This is a genomic window from Synechocystis sp. PCC 7509, from assembly GCF_000332075.2.
GTDB lineage: Bacteria > Cyanobacteriota > Cyanobacteriia > Cyanobacteriales > Chroococcidiopsidaceae > Aliterella.
This window is the reverse complement of sequence record NZ_ALVU02000001.1, coordinates 2,754,670-2,774,181: the sequence shown is the minus strand read 5'-3', so window position 1 is coordinate 2,774,181 and position 19,512 is coordinate 2,754,670. Positions and strand designations below refer to the sequence as shown.

Below are 19,512 nucleotides of genomic sequence, written 5' to 3'. Positions count from 1 at the left end.
TTAGACAAACAAAGGATTTAACCTTATATATAGTGGGCAAAAATTTGATGCCTGCCAAATACCTATTAATAAACGTATTAGACGAACTATGTTTGATGCACTATCTGACCGTTTAGAATCTGCTTGGAAAAAGTTACGAGGTCAAGACAAAATTACCTCTGCAAATATTCAAGAAGCGCTGAAAGAAGTCCGCCGCGCTCTTTTGGAAGCAGACGTTAACTTGCAAGTAGTTAAAGACTTTATTGCTGGGGTGGAAACCAAAGCCCAAGGAGCAGAAGTAGTATCGGGAGTTAGACCCGATCAGCAGTTTATCAAAATTGTCTACGACGAACTGCTAGAAGTCATGGGAGAAACTAACGTCCCCTTGGCAAAAGCCGATCAAGCCCCAACAATTGTATTAATGGCTGGATTGCAGGGAACAGGTAAGACTACCGCCACAGCCAAGTTAGCGCTTCATCTCAAGAAAATTAATCGTAGCTGCTTATTAGTAGCCACAGATATTTATCGTCCCGCAGCGATTGACCAATTGGTAACTTTGGGCAAGCAAATTCAAGTCCCTGTCTTTGAAATGGGTAGCGACGCTGACCCAGTGGAAATTGCCAAGCGCGGTGTAGAACAAGCTAAAGAGCAAGGAGTTGACACCGTAATTATTGACACGGCGGGACGCTTGCAAATTGACGTAGACATGATGGGAGAATTAGCCCGGATTAAAGCCGCCGTACAACCCCAAGAAACGCTCCTAGTAGTAGATGCGATGACGGGTCAAGAAGCGGCAAATTTGACTCGTACCTTTCACGAGCAAATTGGGATTACGGGAGCAATTTTAACCAAACTAGACGGCGATAGTCGAGGTGGGGCGGCGCTTTCGGTGCGTCAAGTTTCTGGTCAGCCAATTAAGTTTGTGGGGGTAGGGGAAAAAGTAGAAGCATTGCAGCCCTTTTATCCCGATCGCATGGCATCGCGAATTTTGGGCATGGGAGATGTGCTAACCCTGGTGGAAAAAGCCCAGGAAGAAATCGATCTTGCTGATGCGGAGCAAATGCAGCAGAAGATGCTCTCGGCAAAGTTTGACTTTACCGACTTTCTTAAGCAAATGCGGTTGTTGAAAAATATGGGTTCGCTGGGGGGGTTAATGAAAATGATCCCCGGTATGAATAAGCTTAATTCTGACCAGTTAAAGCAGGGAGAAACCCAGCTAAAACGCTGCGAAGCGATGATTAAATCCATGACAACTAAGGAGCGCAAAGACCCGGATATTTTGGCAAGTTCTCCCAGTCGGCGGCGGCGAATTGCGGGCGGGTCGGGTTATAAAGAAAGCGATGTAGCGAAGTTGGTCAGCGATTTTCAAAAAATGCGGACAATGATGCAACAGATGACTCAGGGCGGCTTTCCGGGGATGCCGGGAATGTTTGGGGGGATGGAAAACCCCGCAGCAGTGGGTAATCGTCCGGCTCAGGCAGGTTGGCGCGGTTATAGCGATCCTGGGGGTAAAAAGAAGAAGAAAGAGAAAAAGAAAAAAGGTTTCGGTACTTTGTAGGGAGAATAGGGCGATCGCACGTCATTAGATGCGATCGCGCCAAGATAAATCTAAATAAAAACTGAAATAACTGGCGCAATAATATGTTAGAGCGATCGCCTTTTTGGGTAACTTGAGTCTAGGTGCAAGGTAAACAAAGCGATCGTATTTATGAAACTAACTCCCGAACAATTAGCCGCCAATAAAAATACTTCACCATTGGAGTTAACTAAACTTGCTAAGATACGCATGGCATAAAAACTCGAACTCTGGAAGCTATTGCTCAACACTTAAATACTCCTGCAATCGCATTAGAATATTTAGTAGAAATACCTTTGTTAATGTCTTCAGTTGCAGCAAATCTAAATACTCCCACTAAGATTCTAGAAAAGTTATCAAATTCTGATGATTCTTGGGTACGCCGGAAACTTGCACTAAATCCAAATCTATCTGTTGCGATCTTTCAAAAATTAGTCAACGATGAAAATAAGAAAGTTCGCCATAATTTGGCTCAAAATCATAATATACCCAAACACTTGTTTGGAAAACTCATTAATAAGCAACAGAATTAAAAATTACTTCTAAGGAACTTGATAAATATCTCAATAATCCAATCAAAAATAACCTCAAATTATTAATATGATTTGGGGTGAGCCTAGAATTGGTAAGTTTAGTATTCTCCAACAAATTACCTACCAATATAAAATAAATTTTGTAGACGTGCGCTTCTCTTGTTTAAAAAGATTTTCGACCCAATTAGAGAAAATCTACTGTTTAATCAAATATTAGAGACATAGGTTGCTTAATTAGTAGACGAGCGATCGCACTCGCTAAAATAAACTTAAGTTCACTGCTTGAGGATGCCAATTATGACAGGGCTTTTCCAATCACAAACTTTTCCTAATACTTTACCCGACCATACGCAGCTACCAGAATCTGACGGTACATTTGTGAAGAACTTTCAAGAACATCCTCAAAGCGTACTGCTGACCGATTCAATCGAGCCAATACTGAAACAAATACATCCCGATGACCAATATTGTATCGGTCAAGATAGCGGCATCTATTGGCGCTTGACAGAGCCATTAGAAAGAGGTGTTTTAGCCCCCGACTGGTTTTATGTACCTCGTGTACCCCCAACTCTTAAAGGTCAAATGCGGCGTTCTTATGTATTGTGGCAAGAATACGTTGCACCCTTAATTGTTTTAGAGTTTGTCAGTGGAAACGGTGCAGCCGAACGCGATCGCACTCCCGTTACAGGCAAGTTTTGGGTATACGAGCAAGGGATTAGAGTGCCATTTTATGGCATTTATGAAGTTGAAAAAGCTGCGGTAGAAATCTATCATTTAATTGAAAATTCTTACCACCTTTTAGAAGCAAACGATCGCGGACATTACTTTATCCCTCAGTTAGGCGCAGAATTAGGCATCTGGCAAGGACATTATTCTAATACCGAGTTACCCTGGCTGCGGTGGTGGGACCCTCAAGGCAATTTATTGCTAACTGGCTCAGAACGAGCAGAAATAGAGTTACAAAGGGTAAATGCTGAAACTCATAGAGCAAATGCTGAAGCTCAAAGAGCAAATACTGAAGCTCAAAGAGCAAATACTGAAGCTCAAAGGGCGGAAAAACTAGCCGCGCAATTGAGAGCGTTGGGGATAGAACCAGAATTATAATTATTAGTCTTGTTGGCTGGCAAACTGACGCGCACCAATTATAGAAAGCGCGATCGCACTTACTAGCAATATCGGGATACTATACCAAGGAAACTGAGCTATAGGTAAGTAAGCCGCCGCCCGAAGCCCAATAGCTGTATAAGTTAGCGGGAGTAAATACACTATGGCTTTTAAGGCAATAGGTAGAGAAGCTGGATCGAAAAAGGTTGCACCCAAAAATGACATGGGGACAATCACAAAATTATTATACAAACCTACACTTTCAAGACTTTGCACATTTAACCCGACAATTATCCCTAAAGCTGAAAACACCGCGCAATTTAGCACCAATATCAGCAAAAACAACGGGTTAATAAAGCTCCAAATTTTGCCTGTAAATAGCACCGCAACTAAAATTACCGATCCTGATGTCATCAAGCCTCTGACAATTCCTGCCAGCATTTTACCCACTTGTAAAGCCAATGGATGAATGGGGACTAAGAGCAATTCTTCAAAACTTTTAGTAAATAAGCGATCGCCACAAATAGAAAAAGTCGTCCCCCCAAAACTAATTGTCATTGACGACAGCGCCACCATTCCCGGCAAAATAAATTCTAAATAGCTGTCACCAACAGCAGGTTTAGGCAAAGAACTACCCAAACCTAAGCCAAAAGCTAAAATATATATAAGCGGAGAAATTAGCCCCGAAGCTGCTACTTGAGTAATGCGGACGCGCAAATCTAGCCAATCGCCCCAAAATATTGTCAGACTATCGGCAAACAGCGTTCGCCATTGAGAAGAATTGTTAGTTTTGGTTAGAGAAGGCGATCGCATTTAACTTAGGCAATAGTTTACTTGCTACATAATAACCATTGCTGTTACGACATCAAGCAATAATAAAACAGGAGAGTCCCTAACCCTCCCTACAAAACTAGATGAAATTGATTAAGTAAAAATGAGACGTAAATCTGGTAGGTCTACGGTGACAGACAAAAAACCCTTTGCATTCTTACCCGCCAGCGTTAACTACGCTACCATCGCCATTTTGGCGGCGGCATTAATTCTGGGAATTGGGATTGGTACGCTGTTTGCCTCGGATACAGGCGGCGGAGAAAATAATGTAAGTTCCAGTATTCAGATCGATCAAAAAGCTCCTAACCCCGATATATGTGTCCAGTACGGTGCTAGTGCGATGGTGATGGATGCACGTTTATTTGTCACTTTGCGACCTTTTAAAGTTTATGTTTCCCAACCAAATATGCGCCCCGGCTGCGTACTGCGCCAATCTAACTGGGCAGTTTTGGAGCAACGTAACTTAGTAACAGGGGATCAAGTGCGTGATTGTCGGCAAAAGTTAAATACCTTTGGGTTTACGGGAGATTTGGGGAATTCTCCCGCCATTAGCTGTATTTATCAAAGTGAAGACGCACAGAACTTTTTTATTAATCAACCAGGAGCAGTTAATGCTCCCACTAATACCGAACAGTTCTAGTGACCAGAAGATGGCGATGCGTTAGGTAAGACAGCTTTTTTGCCAGTGAAGGGAGTTTTTGCTGCTTCCCCATTGACAGAAATCGTCCCAACTAAATCATCTCCTTCAATTTGACTTGTAAGAGCGATCGCACTTTCTCCTGATGCTTGGGGGCGATCGCATAGCACTGAATTAGCAACATTACCCGTAAGACTTAGCTGTTGCTCTTTAAATAAACCCGTCAGCGTCAGTTTTTCTTCGGCGGACATTGAGTTAAGCACTTCTTTTTTTAAAATGGCGGCATTAACATAAGTGCCAGACTGATCGAGTTGGAGCATTAACGGCGCTATTTGCGGGCAACCAGGCAAGCTATTAGCTAAAGTAAGTTGATACCTACCACCAATAGTTTTAGGTGCTTTGAGCTTGCTTTCTCCATAGGCTGTAACGACGTTGAACAGTAATAGTACCGAACCAATGGCGATCGCATAAAAGCTTAAGGATTTAACATTAAAATGGCTACTCACAATTAAACTCCTGATTTATCTGTATCCGTGCTAGGCGCAACTACCGAAGCCAAATGAGATGTAACTTGGCTGTAGCGGCGAGTTATGAGCAAGGAAGATTTGCATTGAATCGCTAGTTGGTCGGTATAACGCCCCAAAGTTTGCCGCTCGATTCCCCAAGCGCGGCTTGTTCCAGCAATAGTTAAATCAACGTGGGTGGAAGCTTCCACCGCTACAGTAATGGGTTCGGCGGATTGTTGGACTTGGATATCAATGCGATCGCGCACTTTACGGGACAAGTTTTGCATGACTCCACTTAATTCATAGCTCAATTCACTATTGGTTTGCCCCGCTTGGACTACCCGCAAAATTGATAAAGTCCGGCTTTCGGAACTAACGAGCATTCTTAAAGCTAGTTCTAACGCCAAATCGTCATGAATATTACCCGAATAAGCTACTAACAGTTTCTCAATAGCTGATTGTCCGCGATCAACATAAACTCCTACATCTACCGGAGCCATACTCAGAATTTGCCCCACACGTCCGCCTAAACGATTGGTGCTAAAAGCTGGGCGATGCCAACCTACTAGCATTAAATCAATTTTATTTTGACTTGTAATTTGTTCTGTAGCTCGTGCAACATCATTAGTAACGCGAACTAGAGGCTGCACAAAGGCGCGGATATCTGGGGGTTCTAAAGTTGTAATTAATTGCTCTAGCTGTTGGCGGCGTTTATCCATCAACCTATCAGCTTCGGCGGGCATACTTTGAAAAGCGTAATCTTCCTCAAGTTCCACTAAGCTGAGGGGATGAACTACAGCACTTTGGGAATTATTGAGAGCGATCGCTGTCGCTAATTGAATTAGTCCTTTTTGGGTATCTACGTTAGCAACAGGAACAAGCACCCGATAAGTAACTTCGGCTTTGAGTCCGATCTCGGTTTCTGGCTCAACCGTATCTAATCTAATTAGCCGTTTGGGATAAGTCCACTCCAATAAGGGCGAAGTCATAAAAGTAGTAACTAGCGCCATAATTACCAGCATCGTAAACAAAAGCGGCGATATTACCCCCAAGTTCAAGCCAATATTTAATACGATAAGTTCCGTTAATCCGCGTGTATTCATCAGCCAACCGAGGGCTGAAGCTTCGCGATTTTCAATTCCACTTACTCGCGCCGCGATGTAAGTACCAAAATACTTACCACTAATTGCCACCGCGACAACCCCCGCGCAAAGCAACCACAATTCAGGACGATTGAGCAATCCTACTTGCGTCCGCAGACCGCTATAGGCGAAAAATATTGGTAACAGAAAAATTAATACAAAGTCTTCGGTTTTTTCCGCTATTTCTCTTACCAACCCTTCATCTTTAGGCATGACTGCGCCTAATAAAAATGCCCCAAAAATGAAGTGAATACCGATTAATTCGGTAATTAAAGCGGATGCAACTACCCCAGCATAAATACCTGCTAAAAGTAACTGACTCATTTTCCCCACACGTTGATAGTACCTAGCAACACGCTTTAAAAACCAACGCCCTACCGTCACCATCAAGCCGATATAAATCAACGAATAGATGATTGTGGGGATGGCTCCGTTAATTGTCCCAGTTCTAGCTACAGCGATCGCTAAAGCTAGTACGCACCACGCGGTAACGTCATCCACCGCCGCACAAGTTAGCGCCAAAGTCCCTAAGCGCGTACCTTGTAAGTTATTTTCGGTGATAATCCTCGCTAGTACCGGAAAAGCGGTAATTGACATCGCCGCTCCCAAAAACAAGGCAAAGGCAGTAAACGATACATCCCCGTTAGAAAGCTGAGGATACAGCACTACCGCTAGTAGAGTTCCTAGAGAAAAAGGGGCTAAAATACTAACGTGCGATACTAAAACTGCGATTTCAAGCTGACCGCTTAAATATTTAGGATTTAGCTCTAAGCCAATCAGAAACATAAAAAATATTAGTCCAATCTGAGATAGGACAAATAAGTAAGGGATTGTTTCGGCAGGAAATAAAGTTGTAGCTAAACTGGGGGCAATTAAGCCCAATAAAGAAGGACCTAGCATAATCCCGGCAATAATTTCGCCGATTACTAACGGTTGCTTGATTGCTCGGCATCCTAGCCCCACCAGCCGCGAAAGTCCAATTACAATCAGCACCTCAACTAGAACAATAGCAACTGCGTTCATAGTTTCCTCAAATGGAATAATCCGATGTGTCTTAATGATGATTCCTTCAATAACTTCTGTCTGTCAAGGTAGTTGCGGAATTTGGGGGGAAAACTTAGCACTACTTAGCTTAAAATTCCTATCTCTAAGCTTAAGTCTTCCACAGTATCCATTAATAAGCTTTCAGTTCTACAGGTACTCAACGTTATTTATCTACTTCAAGTTATTGTCAGGCAATTCCAGTTTTGACTCTAGATATTTAGCAAAACTTTCAATAAATATTTTATCTAAAAATTTAAACAATTTCTTAGTTTTTTTGTATTTCCACTTTAAATAGCTTTGTCATAACTTTAATCATTATTAGCGGCAACTTTATAAAATATTTATACAACTTTGTCTTCTTGCATTAAAATATACAATTACAAGCTCAAATTTATACTTACATTGCTCTAATCTATTTCACCTACAAAAAAACCTTTGAGTAAGTATTATATTTACTCAAATATTGCAATATTTATTTTATTTAATAACTCAAAAAATATAGCAATCTGTTTTGAGCCAGTGAAATATTTACTTGCCCCCAAACCCCCAATTGGAGGTAGCTAAAAGTCTGGTTTCCTCAACGCAAGGGGACTAGGGGCGAACAAGTCTCACTTTTTAAAGACTAATTTAGGATTGCTATATGAGTAAAATCAATTTTCAGTTTCCTCTAGTTTCTGTAATTATCCCTGCTTACAATGCCGAGGCTTTTATTGAACGAACCTTAAACTCTGTCCTCGGTCAAACTTACAACAACCTAGAGGTTTTAGTTGTGGATGACGGCTCAAAAGATAAAACTTTTGAGCTTGTGCAATCTATCGCGCAAAAAGACTCTCGTGTGACGCTAATTCAACAAAAAAATGCCGGGGTTGCCACCGCTCGTAATTTAGCTATTGAAAAATCTCAAGGAGAATATATCGCACCCATTGATGCTGACGATATTTGGTATCCTAGTAAAATAGAAAAACAAGTCAAGTGTATATTAGAAGCAGGCGAATCTGTAGGATTAGTATATTCTTTGTCGGCTAATATTGATGAAAATGATTTAATTATTGGTCAGTATTCTGACAATTTTATATTTAAGCCAGAAGGAAAAGTTTATACAGCTTTACTATGTACCAACTTTGTTGGTAATGCTAGTACCCCTCTAATTCGACGTACTTGTTTTAAACATATTGGTGGCTACAATTATCAATTAAAGCAAGAAGCTGCTCAAGGCTGTGAAGATTGGGATATGTATTTGCGAATTGCTGAATATTATGAATTTAGGGTTGTACCAGAATTTTTAGTCGGTTATCGGCAAGTCATAGGAAGTATGGCGGGAAATTATAAGTCAATGGTAAAATCTTATAATTTAGTGATGGCAGATGTCCAGCGAATTCACCCAGCCATCCCCGTTAATATTTATCGTCTATCTAATACTTTTTACTACAATTATTTATTAGGAAAAGTTTATGCTTCGGGCGCTCACTGGAGTACATTGCTTTGCTTATTTAAAACTGTAAAGTCAGACTGGGCAACTCTTGTACGCCCTGGAGTATATATAATGATAGTGGTTTGCTTAATCAAAATTGCTGTTAATCCAATTACATCTTTAATATGGTCAAATCACCGCTCTTGGGTAGAATTTAAACACAATTTAATTAAGAATCGCTCCCCAATAAAAATTGAAAAGCTGAACAATCAAGTTAACACTAAAGAAAAAAAGATTATCTGGAAGCCCTACGACCTAATATTACTTAAAAGGTTAAATACTATTCGTCAGTTGTCTGAGGTTAATTAGTAATTTTGTGAGTTTTATGAAATGTTTAGATTAATATTAGAAATCCGCTCAATAAGTAAATAGGCTTGGCTATAAATATAGCCAAGTTGACAACAAACTAAAGTTCAATTTACTGGATTGTCAACCATTGACTTAATAGAATTAAGATCGAGATCGAACTTATTCGCGATCGCATTTATAACTTCAGTTTCCACAGGGGTTTGCCCGCCATCAGCTTCAACGATTCGGTAACATTGAGCTAATAAAGGAATTGCAAAGTCGCGGTTGAGTTGATTGAGTAGCTCACTTAAAGGTTGCAGCGACTTGAAATCCTCAGCAATGACTTGAAGCGAAGTTGGGCTAATATTTATAGCTTGCAGTTGGGGTAAAAGTTCTTCCCAAGACTTGACGGGATGACTAACTAAGATTGTATGGACTAAAATTCGATCCATAATAACTTGCTGCGCGATCGCAACTTCTAGATATTGCTGGCTTTGTTTCTGCAAGTCGTTAATGGTTTTCGCTTTAACTTCTTGGGGGGACTTTAACTTAGTTTCATAAAATCTACAGGCAGCATAACCCAAAGAGTAAACCATTGCTGCGTCAGTGCTTGCGCCAATTGTTGCCCCAGCAAAAGGTACATTTCTAAGCAACCCCAAACCGACAGCTTTTAGTAATCGACTCCCACCCAGACCTAAACCAAAAATCCCTAAAACTTCGCCGCGACGCTCTGGATCTTTTAAGTCCAGCCCATACACTGCGGCAATTTGATAGATCATCTCTGCTTGCAAGCGCGTTGTGGCTGCCAAATCCACCGCTAACAGAGCGATCGCTATTCCTGGTAAAAAACTGGTAGCAAGCCCAATACCCCCGGCTTGGGTAGCTTTTTCTACCATAATATGGTGCGCGAGTTGGCTATGTGATTCGTGAGGATATTTTTGCTTAAGCTTTTGTACCACGCTTTGGGCTTTGGCAACATCAACACTATCAGTTGCACCCAGAAGCCAATCGAGATTAAGAAAGCGAGTTAACCGCCGCACAAACCAATTACTACCGACATTATCGATAGTTTCTCCCGCCCCTTTAGTTACTTGGGAGAGCAAATCGTGGGTGCGATCCACCGCTTCTTGTCCCGCGTCAAAAGCAATGCGGAAAGTTTCTGTAACACTTTTAGTTACATAATCGAATAAAGAAGGCGGAGTTTTTGGTTGTTTTTGCAAATTGGTCATAATGGGGCGATCGCCTTTGACTACATCTCTAGCCATAGTTGTAATAAAAAAGTAAGCTGAAAAACATCTATCTAATGCTTGTACTTTGCTTGATTACCCTTTATCAAAAGTAAGACCTTGAAACTTCGCAACTTACTATTTCTCCTGCTACCTGTTTCGGCATAAAATTCATAAAATATCTAGTTTATAAAACGCGATTACCCTGGCGCTACCCCCTGGGTAATCGCACCAAACTATTACACCCCATCATTGAGATTCCTATGGTTACTGGCTATGTCGCTCTTGTCCTCCACGCTCATTTACCTTACGTCCGTCACCCTGGAAGCGATTATGTCTTAGAGGAAGAATGGCTTTATGAAGCTATTACCGAAACCTACATTCCCTTACTGCAAGTATTTGAAGGCTTAAAGCAAGACGGCATCGATTTCAAAATTACCATGAGCATGACACCGCCCTTGGTATCCATGCTGCGCGATAAACTGCTGCAAGAGCGCTATGACCTACATTTAGCCCAGTTAGAGAAATTAGTAGCCCTAGAAAGCGATCGCAACAGCAATAATGGTCATATCCGCTATCTAGCTGAATACTACGTTAAAGAATTTGGCAACGCTCGTAAACTCTGGGAACGCTACAAAGGCGATCTTGTTACTGCTTTTAAGCAATTTCAAGACTCTAACAACCTAGAAATTATTACTTGCGGTGCGACTCACGGCTATTTGCCACTCATGAAAATGTACCCCCAGGCTGTTTGGGCGCAACTTCAAGTAGCTTGCGAACACTACGAGCAAACTTTTGGTCGCCCTCCTAAAGGTATTTGGTTGCCCGAATGCGCCTACTACGAAGGGCTAGAAAGGATGTTAGCCGATGCTGGCTTGCGATATTTCCTTACCGATGGGCATGGCATTCTCTACGCCCGTCCGCGTCCGCGTTTTGGTAGCTACGCGCCGATTTTTACCGAAACTGGCGTAGCAGTTTTTGGGCGTGATCACGAATCGTCTCAACAAGTATGGTCGTCTGAAGTTGGCTATCCTGGCGCGGCGGAATACCGCGAATTTTACAAGGATTTGGGCTGGGAGGCAGAGTACGAGTACATTAAACCCTTCATTATGCCCAACGGTCAGCGCAAAAATACCGGGGTCAAATACCATAAAATTACTGGGCGAGGTTTGGGACTATCGGATAAATCTCTTTACGATCCTTACTGGGCAAAACAAAAAGCCGCCGAACACGCCGCCAACTATATGTACAATCGGGAGCAGCAAGTTAGTAATTTGCATGGAATGATGCAACGCCCACCCATAATTGTTTCTCCTTACGATGCAGAGTTATTTGGTCATTGGTGGTATGAAGGCCCTTGGTTTATTGATTACTTGTACCGCAAGTCTTGGTACGATCAGGGAACTTACAAAATGACTCACTTAGCAGACTACTTGCGGGAAAATCCCAGCCAACAAGTTTGTCGTCCTTCTCAATCTAGCTGGGGCTTTAAGGGCTTTCACGAATATTGGCTAAATGAAACTAATGCTTGGGTTTATCCCCATTTGCACAAAGCCGCCGAAAGGATGATTGAATTAGGGCGCAGAGAACCCGCCGATGAGTTGGAGTGGAAAGCTTTAAATCAAGCCGCTAGAGAAGTATTACTCGCGCAATCTTCCGATTGGGCGTTTATTATGCGGACAGGGACAATGGTTCCTTATGCTGTACGCAGAACGCGATCGCACTTAATGCGGTTTAATAAGCTCTACGAAGACATCAACATCGGCAAAATTGATAGCGGTTGGCTGGAAAAAGTCGAAGAAATAGATAATATTTTCCCCGAAATCAATTACCGCGTTTATCGTCCAGCGTAGGTTTTAGTCTAATGCGATCGCCCCTGGCGCTACCCCTTGGATAATCGCTCCTTGTCAATTTTACAGGGTAACAAGGTGCGATCGCGGCGGATCTTTTCACTGAAAACTTATTTTTTTATTTGGGATCTTACCCAACTTCTAAAAGCTTTAATTGTGGCGTTTCTACCTTTAATCTTACTTTTCTCAACGTACTGATGAATAACATCAATTAGAGGCAGGCTAGGAAAGTTGCGGCTAATATTTGATTTAACATACTTGCCGTTTTCCAACACATTTATTTCTAAACTTTGACCATCGTATCGCCATAACTCCGGCACTCCCAAAGCTTCGTAATTATCAAGACGAGTGCGGAAAGTAATATCAATCTCAAGTGCCAAATCTGGCGGCGGATCTATAGTTAGGTCTATCCGTTTTTTGCCTCTAATTGCTGCTTCATTTTGAATATAAAAACAGTCATCTGCTTCTACTCCAGTTTTCATGCTTTCACTTTTAAATGTTGTAGACGCAAGGCTTCTAGCTTCAATATCTAGTTCTTCAAGCAGCGCTTTTACTAAGTCACCAATTATTACTTTGTCATCTTCATGTTCTGGTAACGGAGTCATGATTTCTAGAATTTCTTGGAAGTAATTAATTTTAGTTGAACGCCTTTCTCCCAATTCCTCTAAAATGTTTTCATACATCTGCCAAGGAACATCTTTTAGTAATAATTGTTGCCCAGGTTTTACAACGAATTGATTAAGTTGTAATAGCATAAATTTACTTGCAAATTTGTCTAACTATTAAATACAAGTATAAGCTTGTTGTGGGAAGTTATGCGATCGCTTTAAACTCATCTCAATTCAAAAGGATTACTACCATGACAAGCATAAACACTATAACCGTCAGTAAATTGCATAGCGGGTTCTCCTTCGGCATGAAGTCTATTTTCTTGGTCAAAAGATAACTTATAAGGGCGATCGCAAACTATGCAAACTTTCTCATATTGAAAGATGAAACCAGAGTGTTGCATTAATTCTTGAAGAACTTGCCATTTTTGACGATCATGCTGTAGTTTGAGAACCGAGATACAGAAATCAAACATACAACCCCAAATTGCCCCTTCTGCTGGTCTAGTAAGGTTGCGTGTAAAGTATGAATAGTCAGTAAATTCAATTTTCGATTGGTCGAAATCGGCAATTAATTGTTGTTCAGTGCAGCTTGTTACACTATACGACGGAAAGTATGAAACTCGTGGATGACTCTGGGTTGAATAATGGGGAAATTCTGGAATGCTAATCTGATTAAGCAGTCTACTAATGAATAATTGCTCCTCAAACTGTTGCATAACTTGATGTTGAAGGTGATCTATTACTCTTTTAATAAATTTAATATTGATATTACGTCCTAAATAATCCTTAAAATTCTCAACCGCAATAACCTTTTTAATTGACTCCATAGGACTGCTATAAAATAAAATTTCAGGCTCACCATAGCCACTTACCGCATAAGCGGCTTTAATAACTGCTGTAACTTTTTCTTTATTAATCGGTTCAGTTAATATAGATAGCGATCGCCACTTGTCTCGATAGCTAGGAAGCATTGCTTCTTGTTCCGGTGATAGTTCTGAAATAATGCGTTTTGGCATAGAAATGATGCGTTTTGGCATATTTTAATTAAGTCATAATAAAATTACAGGCTTTGCAGCAAAAAAAATGACAACAAACCAACCAGATGCACAAAATAATTTTGAGGCAACAGTTTTATCGGAATTGCGTCAAATTAACCAGAGGTTAGACCAATTAGAATTAAACCTTGAGAAAGTCGATTATAAATTTGACACTTATCAAAAAGCGTCGGATGCAATGGTACGCCTTGCAACTACGATAATTGTAGCGGCGGTGGCGGCGGTGATAATACCTTCGGCTTTAAATGCGATCGCACCGCTAATTAATGCCTTGGTTACAAGTATAGAATCGGCAAGTTAAAGTTTATTCAACTTCGCCGCTGTCCGTAAAATCTGCCCTGCCAAAATTGCCGCACCAAAGCCATTATCAATATTGACAACGCCTACACCCGCCGCACAAGAATTGAGCATTGTAAGTAAAGGTGCAAGTCCACCAAAATTAGCCCCGTAGCCAATGCTAGTAGGTACAGCAATCACCGGACAATCGGCTAAACCTGCAACTACACTTGGTAAAGCCCCTTCCATTCCAGCCACCGCAATTAACACATTAGCCGAATCAATTACATGACGATTGTTGAGTAAGCGATGAATCCCTGCTACTCCCACATCCCATAAACGCTGTACTTGAAAGCCGCAAAGAGTCGCTGTAACCGCCGCTTCTTCGGCTACAGGTAAATCTGCTGTTCCTGCCGCTAAAATACTGATAATTCCGGGATATTGGGGTGTAACTGTTTCTGGTGAAAGGGCGCAAATTCTCGCGGCGGGGTAATACTGCAATCCTGTAACTAGAGTTTCTAACTGTGCGTAGACGTTACTATTTATGCGCGTAGCCATGACTACCGGGCTATGGAGGCGCATTGTCTCCATAATTTGAGCAATTTGATCGGGGGTTTTATCTTGACCCCATATGACTTCTGGGAAGCCAGTTCTACGAGTACGATCGCTATCTATTCGAGCAAAATCCCCTACAGTTTCATAACCAAGGTGTTTGAATTTTTCTAAAGCAACGGCGGGATCTACTTCCCCCGCAGCTACAGATTCGAGCAGACTTTGCAGATTGTTAGCTTGAGTCACAGTTAATTTAGTTGTTTTGTTACTACTTTGAGTTTATATTTATCCCACAATGTACCGCCTTGAGAGCCGAGAGCGGTGTATTCTACTCCTTGGATGCGATCGCACAGTGCGACTAATCTGCGGCAACTTTCATTTCGTAGATATTCCAAAGAGTTCCCCCTAAAGCGGTAAATTTTGTATTGTCTAGGCGATCGCGCATTGCAGCTAAAGCGTAAGGATTAACTAAATGAATAAAAGGTAAATTCTCTTGCGTCAAACGCTGAGTTTCTGCATAGATAGCTTTGCGCTTGGTTTCATCTACTTCTTTTGCACCCTGAATATACAAGCGTCCAATTTCTGCTTCCCAAGGCGCTACTTCTCGTCCTTCTATGGGTGGTTGTCCTGGTTGTGGTTGTTGATTGAAGGGGTGAAATCCACCATTGGGTAGCCACACATTAGCACCACCATTTGGCTCAATACCGCCTGTAATTGCTCCAAAATAACATTCCCATTCTAAAGAGTTAGTAACTCTGTCTACAAGTACCCCAAAGTCTACTGGATTAAAATCTACTTGAATACCAATCTTGCTCATATCGCGCTTGATTTGAGAACCGATCGCATCTACAGTTCGATTTCCCGCTTGACTTAGCATTGTAAAACGTACTCTATTACCCTTAGCGTCCAGCAATTGTCCTGTATTGTTGTACTTAAATCCTGCTAGTCGTAGTAATTCTTTTGATTTTTCGGGGTTGTAATCGTAAACTTTCAACCCTTGTTGAGGTGAAAAATAATAAGGGCTTTGCACAGAAATGGGCGAATTTTGAAAGTCACCAATCCCCCGATATACATTATTTAACATCGTTTGGCGGTCGAGTCCGTAAGCTATAGCTTGTCTAAAAGCTACAGTATTAAACCAACGGGATCTAATAGGATCTACTAATGGTTTACCTTTTCTACTGCCTTTATTGAGATTGAAGGTAATAAAATTAGTGCCAAAATCCGGGCCACCACTGTAGATTGTAAACTTTCCGCGCTTTTCTTCCTTTTTGAGCAATTGGAAAGTTGCGGGGCCAATTTCTAAAATATCTAAGCCACCAGAACGAAACTGAATTAAACCTGTATCAGGGGATTCGACAATTTGCCAGATTAATCGCTCAATATAAGGTAAAGCATTATTTTGAGCATCTTTGCGCCAGTAGTAAGGATTGCGTCGAAATACTACCCTTTGATTTGTAGCGTAGCTTTCTAGCACATAAGGGCCATTCCCAACAACTTTTTTGGGATCTGCGTCGGTACTCCAGGTTGATAAAAACTGAGGTTTTCCCTCGCTATTATTTGTAGTTATAGATTTTTGCAGGGAGTGTTTAGGTAAAATTGCCACTCCACCAACGGTTCTTAAAAAAGGTGCAAAGGGTTCGGGTACTGTAAATTCTACTTGGCGATCGCTTATTTTGCGGACTTTTGGTAAAGCGCCACTTTCACCAACGCGGATAACATCTCGAAAATCTGTAGGAATCCGCTCGTTTAAGTAAATGTCGTTGTAAGTAAATAAAACATCATCAACGGTTAAAGGTTCTCCATCCGACCATTTTAAGCCCGGTCTAAGAGTAAAAACAATCTGTTTGCCATCTTCTGAAGTTTCCCAAGATTGAGCAATTCCTGGTTCTATTTCGCCATTTTTGCCATTTTCTACAGTCATTCCCTCATAAATAAACCCAAAAACACTAGGAGATGATTGGTTTAAGGCATAATTAAAACTCTGCGGATCGCCAGGAGTTCGAGCAACTATTTGGGTTACTTGCGCGGCTTGAGACTTGAAATCTGTGGGATTGCAACCGTAAAGAGCGATCGCAATTACCACTGTGAATAATCCCACCAACCACCGCCGCATCAAAGGAAACATTGCAAACATCTCTAGCAAAGTTACTAAATCTCTCTAGTTTACAAGGTTTCCCGACTACTACTCGTCTACTTTAAGTTCATAGATATTCCAAAATGCACCTAAAGCCGAGAATTTAACGTTTTGAATGCGGTTTCGGATCGCCGCCATAGATAAAGGATTAACTAAATATATATAAGGTAAATACTCTTGAGTAATGCGCTGAGTTTCATCATAAATAACTTTACGTTTAGCTTCGTCAAATTCCTGCGCCCCTTGGATATATAAATCAGCTATCTCTTTTTCCCAATCTGATACGATGCGCCCTTCTATAGGTTCTTCTCCGACTTGTGCAGCTTGATTAAAGCTATGCAATCCACCTTCCGTTAGCCAAACATTTGCGCCCTCATTGGGGTCTACTCCTGAGCCAATTAAGCCGCCAAAATAACATTCCCAATCGAGGGTATTGTGTAGTTTTTCGCCAATTACTGAAAATGCGATCGCGTTTAAGTCTACTTGGATGCCAATCTTGCTTAAGTTTTGCTTAATTTGGGCGCTCATTGCTTCCCCTGTCTTACTTCCAGCGTTTGATAACAATGTAAAACGGACGCGGTTGTTATCCGCATCTAGCAGTTGATTTTTATCATTATACTTAAATCCGGCTTTTAATAATAATTCCTTGGCTTTTTCTGGCTCATAATTATAAACTTTCAATCCATCTTTGGGCGAAAGATAATATTTGCTCTGCACATCAACCGGGGAATTTTGAGGTTGTCCCAAGCCGCGAAAAAGATTATTAACTATACTTTGGCGATCAATAGCATAAGATACCGCTTGTCTAAACTCCACCGTATTAAACCACCGCGATTTAATTGGATCTATTAAAGGTTTACCGTTTCTTTTACCTTTATTGAGATTGAAACTAATAAAACTTTGCCCGTAAGCAGCGCCACCATTATAAATTGTAAATTTTCCTCGTTTTTCTTCCTTTTTAAGCAAGGAAAAGCTAATAGGACTCGCGCCCACTATATCCAATCCACCCGAACGAAATTGAAGTAAAGATGTATCTGTCGATTCGACAATTTGCCAAACAACTCTTTCAATGTATGGCTGAGAATTTCCTTGTTTATCTTTGCGCCAATAGTTAGGATTTTTGCGAAATACTAATCGCTGACTAGGGGTATAACTTTCTAACTTATAAGGGCCATTTGTGACAATTTCCTTGGGATCGATATCTGTTCCCCAAGTAGACATATAACGAGAATTTCCCTCAGAATCTTTAGCTTTTATCGATGCTTCTAGGGCGTGTTTTGGTAAAATTGCGATCGCGCTACTAGAGTCGCCGATAGTGGTACTTAAAAAAGGCGAAAAGGGTTCAGGTAAAATAAATTCAACTTGGCGATCGCTAATTTTTTGAACTTTAGGTAAAGTTCCACTTACACCAATTTTAAGGTAATCTCTAAGATCGGTAGAAATTTCTTGATTAAAAACTATATCGTTATAAGTAAAAACAACATCATCTGATGTTAGCGGTTTGCCATCTGACCATTTCAACCCAGGTCTGAGATTAAAAACAATTCTTTTTTTATCTGCTGATACCGTCCAAGATTCGGCTAACTCTGGCTCAATTTCACCTTTGCCATTAATTGATGTTAAACCTTTAAACGTCAAGCCAAAAATATTCGGTGATTGTTGATTTAAAGCATAGTTAAAGGTCTGCGGATCGCTAAGGACACTAAGAACTAATTGGGATGTCTGCGCCGCTTGAGACTTGAAGTTTGTAGGGTTGCAGCCAGAAAAGGCGATCGCAATTACTACAGTTAATATAAAAGCTATCCATTTACGCCCCCAATTATAAAAAGTCATAACTTATTTAATATAGGTATATTATTAAAAGAAAGTTTTAAATAATACCAATACAATACTGGTTTGAGCTAATCGTTGAATACATAAACATCATAGGCTTTAATGCTCAAAGTCAACCTGTTTCAATGTTTCTATCAAAATTGCACCAGTCTCAAAACTATTGTATGGAGTTGGTAATTTGTAGGTTTTATAGGGTTCTAAGGGTGCAATTTCTTCAGCCGTATCTAATTCCTCTGCTAAAAGGCGAATTAACTTAAGTTTTTCCTGTACAGAGAGCAATCGCACCGCAGGAAGTAATTCAGCTAATGTCATATTGTTGGGTGTCCATTAGAAAATCTATAAATCAAGCTTAATACATCCAACACTGCAAAGTTTATTTATATTGATTTGCGGATTTTGGCGATCGCACTTAAAATTTCTTCCCAGTTTTTACGAGATTGCATCCATTTTGGCAGGCGAGAAAACAAACTGCGATTTGACCAGCCGTAGTTTTCATCGGGCTTGCGTTCTCTTAATTTTGCGCTAACAAATTCTTCAATAAAGTCTAAATGTGTAAGATTGTAAGCCCAAAGCGTTTGACTACAACAGGACATTTGAAGCCACAAAGGATAGTGAAAATAGTCATCTACTGGTTCACCATACCAAGGTCTAGCAATTTCTTTTTCAGTCCAATCTTTTGTAAAACTACAAGCCATACAGGAAAATCGGCGAGGAGTAAACCAATCAGTATTTTCAGGATCGATGCGGCGGACAATAGCACAAGAATTACAGCGAGGACAATGTACCAAAAATTCATCTTGAAATGAATAAATTGTCTTACCGTTATCTTTGCAGCACTTTATTTTTGTACTATTCATTGTT

Annotated in this window: 20 protein-coding genes; 7 read left to right on the top strand and 13 right to left on the bottom strand. The window is 40.9% G+C overall.

The window, feature by feature from the left end:
• The first annotated feature begins 88 nt into the window (after positions 1-88).
• Positions 89-1,537, top strand: coding sequence for a signal recognition particle protein (ffh, locus tag SYN7509_RS0213880; protein ID WP_009633304.1), 1,449 nt, complete (start codon positions 89-91; stop codon positions 1,535-1,537).
• Positions 1,538-1,623: 86 nt separating this feature from the next.
• On the opposite strand, the gene SYN7509_RS30160 is transcribed toward ffh, so the two are convergent.
• Positions 1,624-1,767 carry a hypothetical protein gene (locus SYN7509_RS30160; protein ID WP_158506155.1) on the bottom strand — a complete coding sequence of 48 codons (144 nt, stop codon included), beginning with the start codon at positions 1,765-1,767 and terminating at the stop codon, positions 1,624-1,626.
• A 90-nt stretch (positions 1,768-1,857) separates the two neighbouring features.
• On the opposite strand from SYN7509_RS30160, the gene SYN7509_RS0213870 reads away from it, so the two are divergent.
• Positions 1,858-2,088 carry a hypothetical protein gene (locus SYN7509_RS0213870; RefSeq protein ID WP_009633303.1) on the top strand — a complete coding sequence of 77 codons (231 nt, stop codon included), beginning with the start codon at positions 1,858-1,860 and terminating at the stop codon, positions 2,086-2,088.
• A 297-nt stretch (positions 2,089-2,385) separates the two neighbouring features.
• Positions 2,386-3,192, top strand: a complete 807-nt coding sequence (locus SYN7509_RS0213865; RefSeq protein ID WP_009633302.1) for a Uma2 family endonuclease — start codon at positions 2,386-2,388, stop codon at positions 3,190-3,192.
• 3 nt (positions 3,193-3,195) lie between these two features.
• Here the strand turns inward: SYN7509_RS0213865 and SYN7509_RS0213860 are convergent, their stop codons facing one another.
• A complete protein-coding gene (locus tag SYN7509_RS0213860) occupies positions 3,196-4,005 on the bottom strand; it encodes an ABC transporter permease (protein WP_009633301.1) in 810 nt (269 codons plus the stop codon).
• 121 nt (positions 4,006-4,126) lie between these two features.
• Here SYN7509_RS0213860 and SYN7509_RS0213855 point away from each other — a divergent pair, with 121 nt between their 5' ends.
• Positions 4,127-4,663, top strand: coding sequence for a DUF3172 domain-containing protein (locus SYN7509_RS0213855; protein WP_028954312.1), 537 nt, complete (start codon positions 4,127-4,129; stop codon positions 4,661-4,663).
• Here SYN7509_RS0213855 and SYN7509_RS0213850 read toward each other — a convergent pair.
• On the bottom strand, positions 4,660-5,166 hold the full coding sequence (locus SYN7509_RS0213850; RefSeq protein WP_009633299.1) for a hypothetical protein: 507 nt from the start codon (positions 5,164-5,166) through the stop codon (positions 4,660-4,662). The genes SYN7509_RS0213855 and SYN7509_RS0213850 overlap by 4 nt on opposite strands.
• 2 nt (positions 5,167-5,168) lie before the next feature.
• Positions 5,169-7,331, bottom strand: coding sequence for a cation:proton antiporter (locus SYN7509_RS0213845; protein WP_009633298.1), 2,163 nt, complete (start codon positions 7,329-7,331; stop codon positions 5,169-5,171).
• A 661-nt stretch (positions 7,332-7,992) separates the two neighbouring features.
• Between SYN7509_RS0213845 and SYN7509_RS0213840 the strand changes: the two genes are divergently transcribed.
• Positions 7,993-9,132, top strand: coding sequence for a glycosyltransferase family 2 protein (locus tag SYN7509_RS0213840; RefSeq protein ID WP_009633297.1), 1,140 nt, complete (start codon positions 7,993-7,995; stop codon positions 9,130-9,132).
• 104 nt (positions 9,133-9,236) lie between these two features.
• On the opposite strand, the gene SYN7509_RS0213835 is transcribed toward SYN7509_RS0213840, so the two are convergent.
• Positions 9,237-10,376 carry an EcsC family protein gene (locus SYN7509_RS0213835; RefSeq protein ID WP_009633296.1) on the bottom strand — a complete coding sequence of 380 codons (1,140 nt, stop codon included), beginning with the start codon at positions 10,374-10,376 and terminating at the stop codon, positions 9,237-9,239.
• A gap of 224 nt (positions 10,377-10,600) precedes the next feature.
• Between SYN7509_RS0213835 and SYN7509_RS0213830 the strand changes: the two genes are divergently transcribed.
• Positions 10,601-12,190, top strand: a complete 1,590-nt coding sequence (locus tag SYN7509_RS0213830) for a glycoside hydrolase family 57 protein (protein ID WP_009633295.1) — start codon at positions 10,601-10,603, stop codon at positions 12,188-12,190.
• 107 nt (positions 12,191-12,297) lie between these two features.
• Here the strand turns inward: SYN7509_RS0213830 and SYN7509_RS0213825 are convergent, their stop codons facing one another.
• Positions 12,298-12,942, bottom strand: a complete 645-nt coding sequence (locus SYN7509_RS0213825) for a Uma2 family endonuclease (protein ID WP_009633294.1) — start codon at positions 12,940-12,942, stop codon at positions 12,298-12,300.
• A 77-nt stretch (positions 12,943-13,019) separates the two neighbouring features.
• The gene (locus SYN7509_RS0213820; RefSeq protein WP_028954311.1) at positions 13,020-13,835 is read right to left on the bottom strand and encodes a DUF6745 domain-containing protein; all 816 of its coding nucleotides are present in this window, start codon (positions 13,833-13,835) and stop codon (positions 13,020-13,022) included.
• A gap of 46 nt (positions 13,836-13,881) precedes the next feature.
• Between SYN7509_RS0213820 and SYN7509_RS0213815 the strand changes: the two genes are divergently transcribed.
• Entirely contained in the window at positions 13,882-14,154 is a 273-nt protein-coding gene (locus tag SYN7509_RS0213815; protein WP_009633292.1) for a ssr2422 family thylakoid membrane protein, read from the top strand.
• Here SYN7509_RS0213815 and larB read toward each other — a convergent pair.
• The 6 genes from larB to SYN7509_RS0213790 all read right to left on the bottom strand — a co-directional run bounded on the left by larB (position 14,151) and on the right by SYN7509_RS0213790 (position 19,508).
• Positions 14,151-14,927, bottom strand: coding sequence for a nickel pincer cofactor biosynthesis protein LarB (larB, locus tag SYN7509_RS0213810; protein WP_009633291.1), 777 nt, complete (start codon positions 14,925-14,927; stop codon positions 14,151-14,153). The two genes, SYN7509_RS0213815 and larB, sit on opposite strands and share 4 nt — an antisense overlap.
• A gap of 2 nt (positions 14,928-14,929) precedes the next feature.
• A complete protein-coding gene (locus SYN7509_RS30155; protein ID WP_158506154.1) occupies positions 14,930-15,076 on the bottom strand; it encodes a hypothetical protein in 147 nt (48 codons plus the stop codon).
• Positions 15,040-16,818, bottom strand: coding sequence for an ABC transporter substrate-binding protein (locus SYN7509_RS0213805; RefSeq protein ID WP_051482584.1), 1,779 nt, complete (start codon positions 16,816-16,818; stop codon positions 15,040-15,042). Before SYN7509_RS0213805 ends, SYN7509_RS30155 begins: the two co-directional genes overlap by 37 nt.
• A gap of 48 nt (positions 16,819-16,866) precedes the next feature.
• The gene (locus tag SYN7509_RS0213800; protein ID WP_009633289.1) at positions 16,867-18,651 is read right to left on the bottom strand and encodes an ABC transporter substrate-binding protein; all 1,785 of its coding nucleotides are present in this window, start codon (positions 18,649-18,651) and stop codon (positions 16,867-16,869) included.
• 99 nt (positions 18,652-18,750) lie between these two features.
• Positions 18,751-18,963: a hypothetical protein gene (locus tag SYN7509_RS0213795; RefSeq protein ID WP_009633288.1), complete on the bottom strand. Its 213-nt coding sequence runs from the start codon at positions 18,961-18,963 to the stop codon at positions 18,751-18,753.
• 65 nt (positions 18,964-19,028) lie between these two features.
• Positions 19,029-19,508, bottom strand: a complete 480-nt coding sequence (locus SYN7509_RS0213790) for a hypothetical protein (protein WP_009633287.1) — start codon at positions 19,506-19,508, stop codon at positions 19,029-19,031.
• Positions 19,509-19,512: the final 4 nt, after the last annotated feature.

Excerpts from the sequence above, each read along its gene's own strand:
- SYN7509_RS0213860 (WP_009633301.1), bottom strand. The coding sequence starts at position 4,005 with ATGCGATCGCCTTCTCTAACCAAAACTAACAATTCTTCTCAATGGCGA.
- SYN7509_RS0213865 (WP_009633302.1), top strand. The coding sequence starts at position 2,386 with ATGACAGGGCTTTTCCAATCACAAACTTTTCCTAATACTTTACCCGAC.
- SYN7509_RS0213815 (WP_009633292.1), top strand. The coding sequence starts at position 13,882 with ATGACAACAAACCAACCAGATGCACAAAATAATTTTGAGGCAACAGTT.
- SYN7509_RS0213825 (WP_009633294.1), bottom strand. The coding sequence starts at position 12,942 with ATGCTATTACAACTTAATCAATTCGTTGTAAAACCTGGGCAACAATTA.
- SYN7509_RS0213830 (WP_009633295.1), top strand. The coding sequence starts at position 10,601 with ATGGTTACTGGCTATGTCGCTCTTGTCCTCCACGCTCATTTACCTTAC.
- SYN7509_RS0213800 (WP_009633289.1), bottom strand. The coding sequence starts at position 18,651 with ATGACTTTTTATAATTGGGGGCGTAAATGGATAGCTTTTATATTAACT.
- SYN7509_RS0213795 (WP_009633288.1), bottom strand. The coding sequence starts at position 18,963 with ATGACATTAGCTGAATTACTTCCTGCGGTGCGATTGCTCTCTGTACAG.
- SYN7509_RS30160 (WP_158506155.1), bottom strand. The coding sequence starts at position 1,767 with ATGCGTATCTTAGCAAGTTTAGTTAACTCCAATGGTGAAGTATTTTTA.
- SYN7509_RS0213790 (WP_009633287.1), bottom strand. The coding sequence starts at position 19,508 with ATGAATAGTACAAAAATAAAGTGCTGCAAAGATAACGGTAAGACAATT.
- SYN7509_RS0213845 (WP_009633298.1), bottom strand. The coding sequence starts at position 7,331 with ATGAACGCAGTTGCTATTGTTCTAGTTGAGGTGCTGATTGTAATTGGA.
- SYN7509_RS0213805 (WP_051482584.1), bottom strand. The coding sequence starts at position 16,818 with ATGTTTGCAATGTTTCCTTTGATGCGGCGGTGGTTGGTGGGATTATTC.
- SYN7509_RS0213870 (WP_009633303.1), top strand. The coding sequence starts at position 1,858 with ATGTCTTCAGTTGCAGCAAATCTAAATACTCCCACTAAGATTCTAGAA.
- SYN7509_RS0213820 (WP_028954311.1), bottom strand. The coding sequence starts at position 13,835 with ATGCCAAAACGCATCATTTCTATGCCAAAACGCATTATTTCAGAACTA.
- SYN7509_RS0213840 (WP_009633297.1), top strand. The coding sequence starts at position 7,993 with ATGAGTAAAATCAATTTTCAGTTTCCTCTAGTTTCTGTAATTATCCCT.
- ffh (WP_009633304.1), top strand. The coding sequence starts at position 89 with ATGTTTGATGCACTATCTGACCGTTTAGAATCTGCTTGGAAAAAGTTA.
- SYN7509_RS0213835 (WP_009633296.1), bottom strand. The coding sequence starts at position 10,376 with ATGGCTAGAGATGTAGTCAAAGGCGATCGCCCCATTATGACCAATTTG.
- SYN7509_RS0213855 (WP_028954312.1), top strand. The coding sequence starts at position 4,127 with ATGAGACGTAAATCTGGTAGGTCTACGGTGACAGACAAAAAACCCTTT.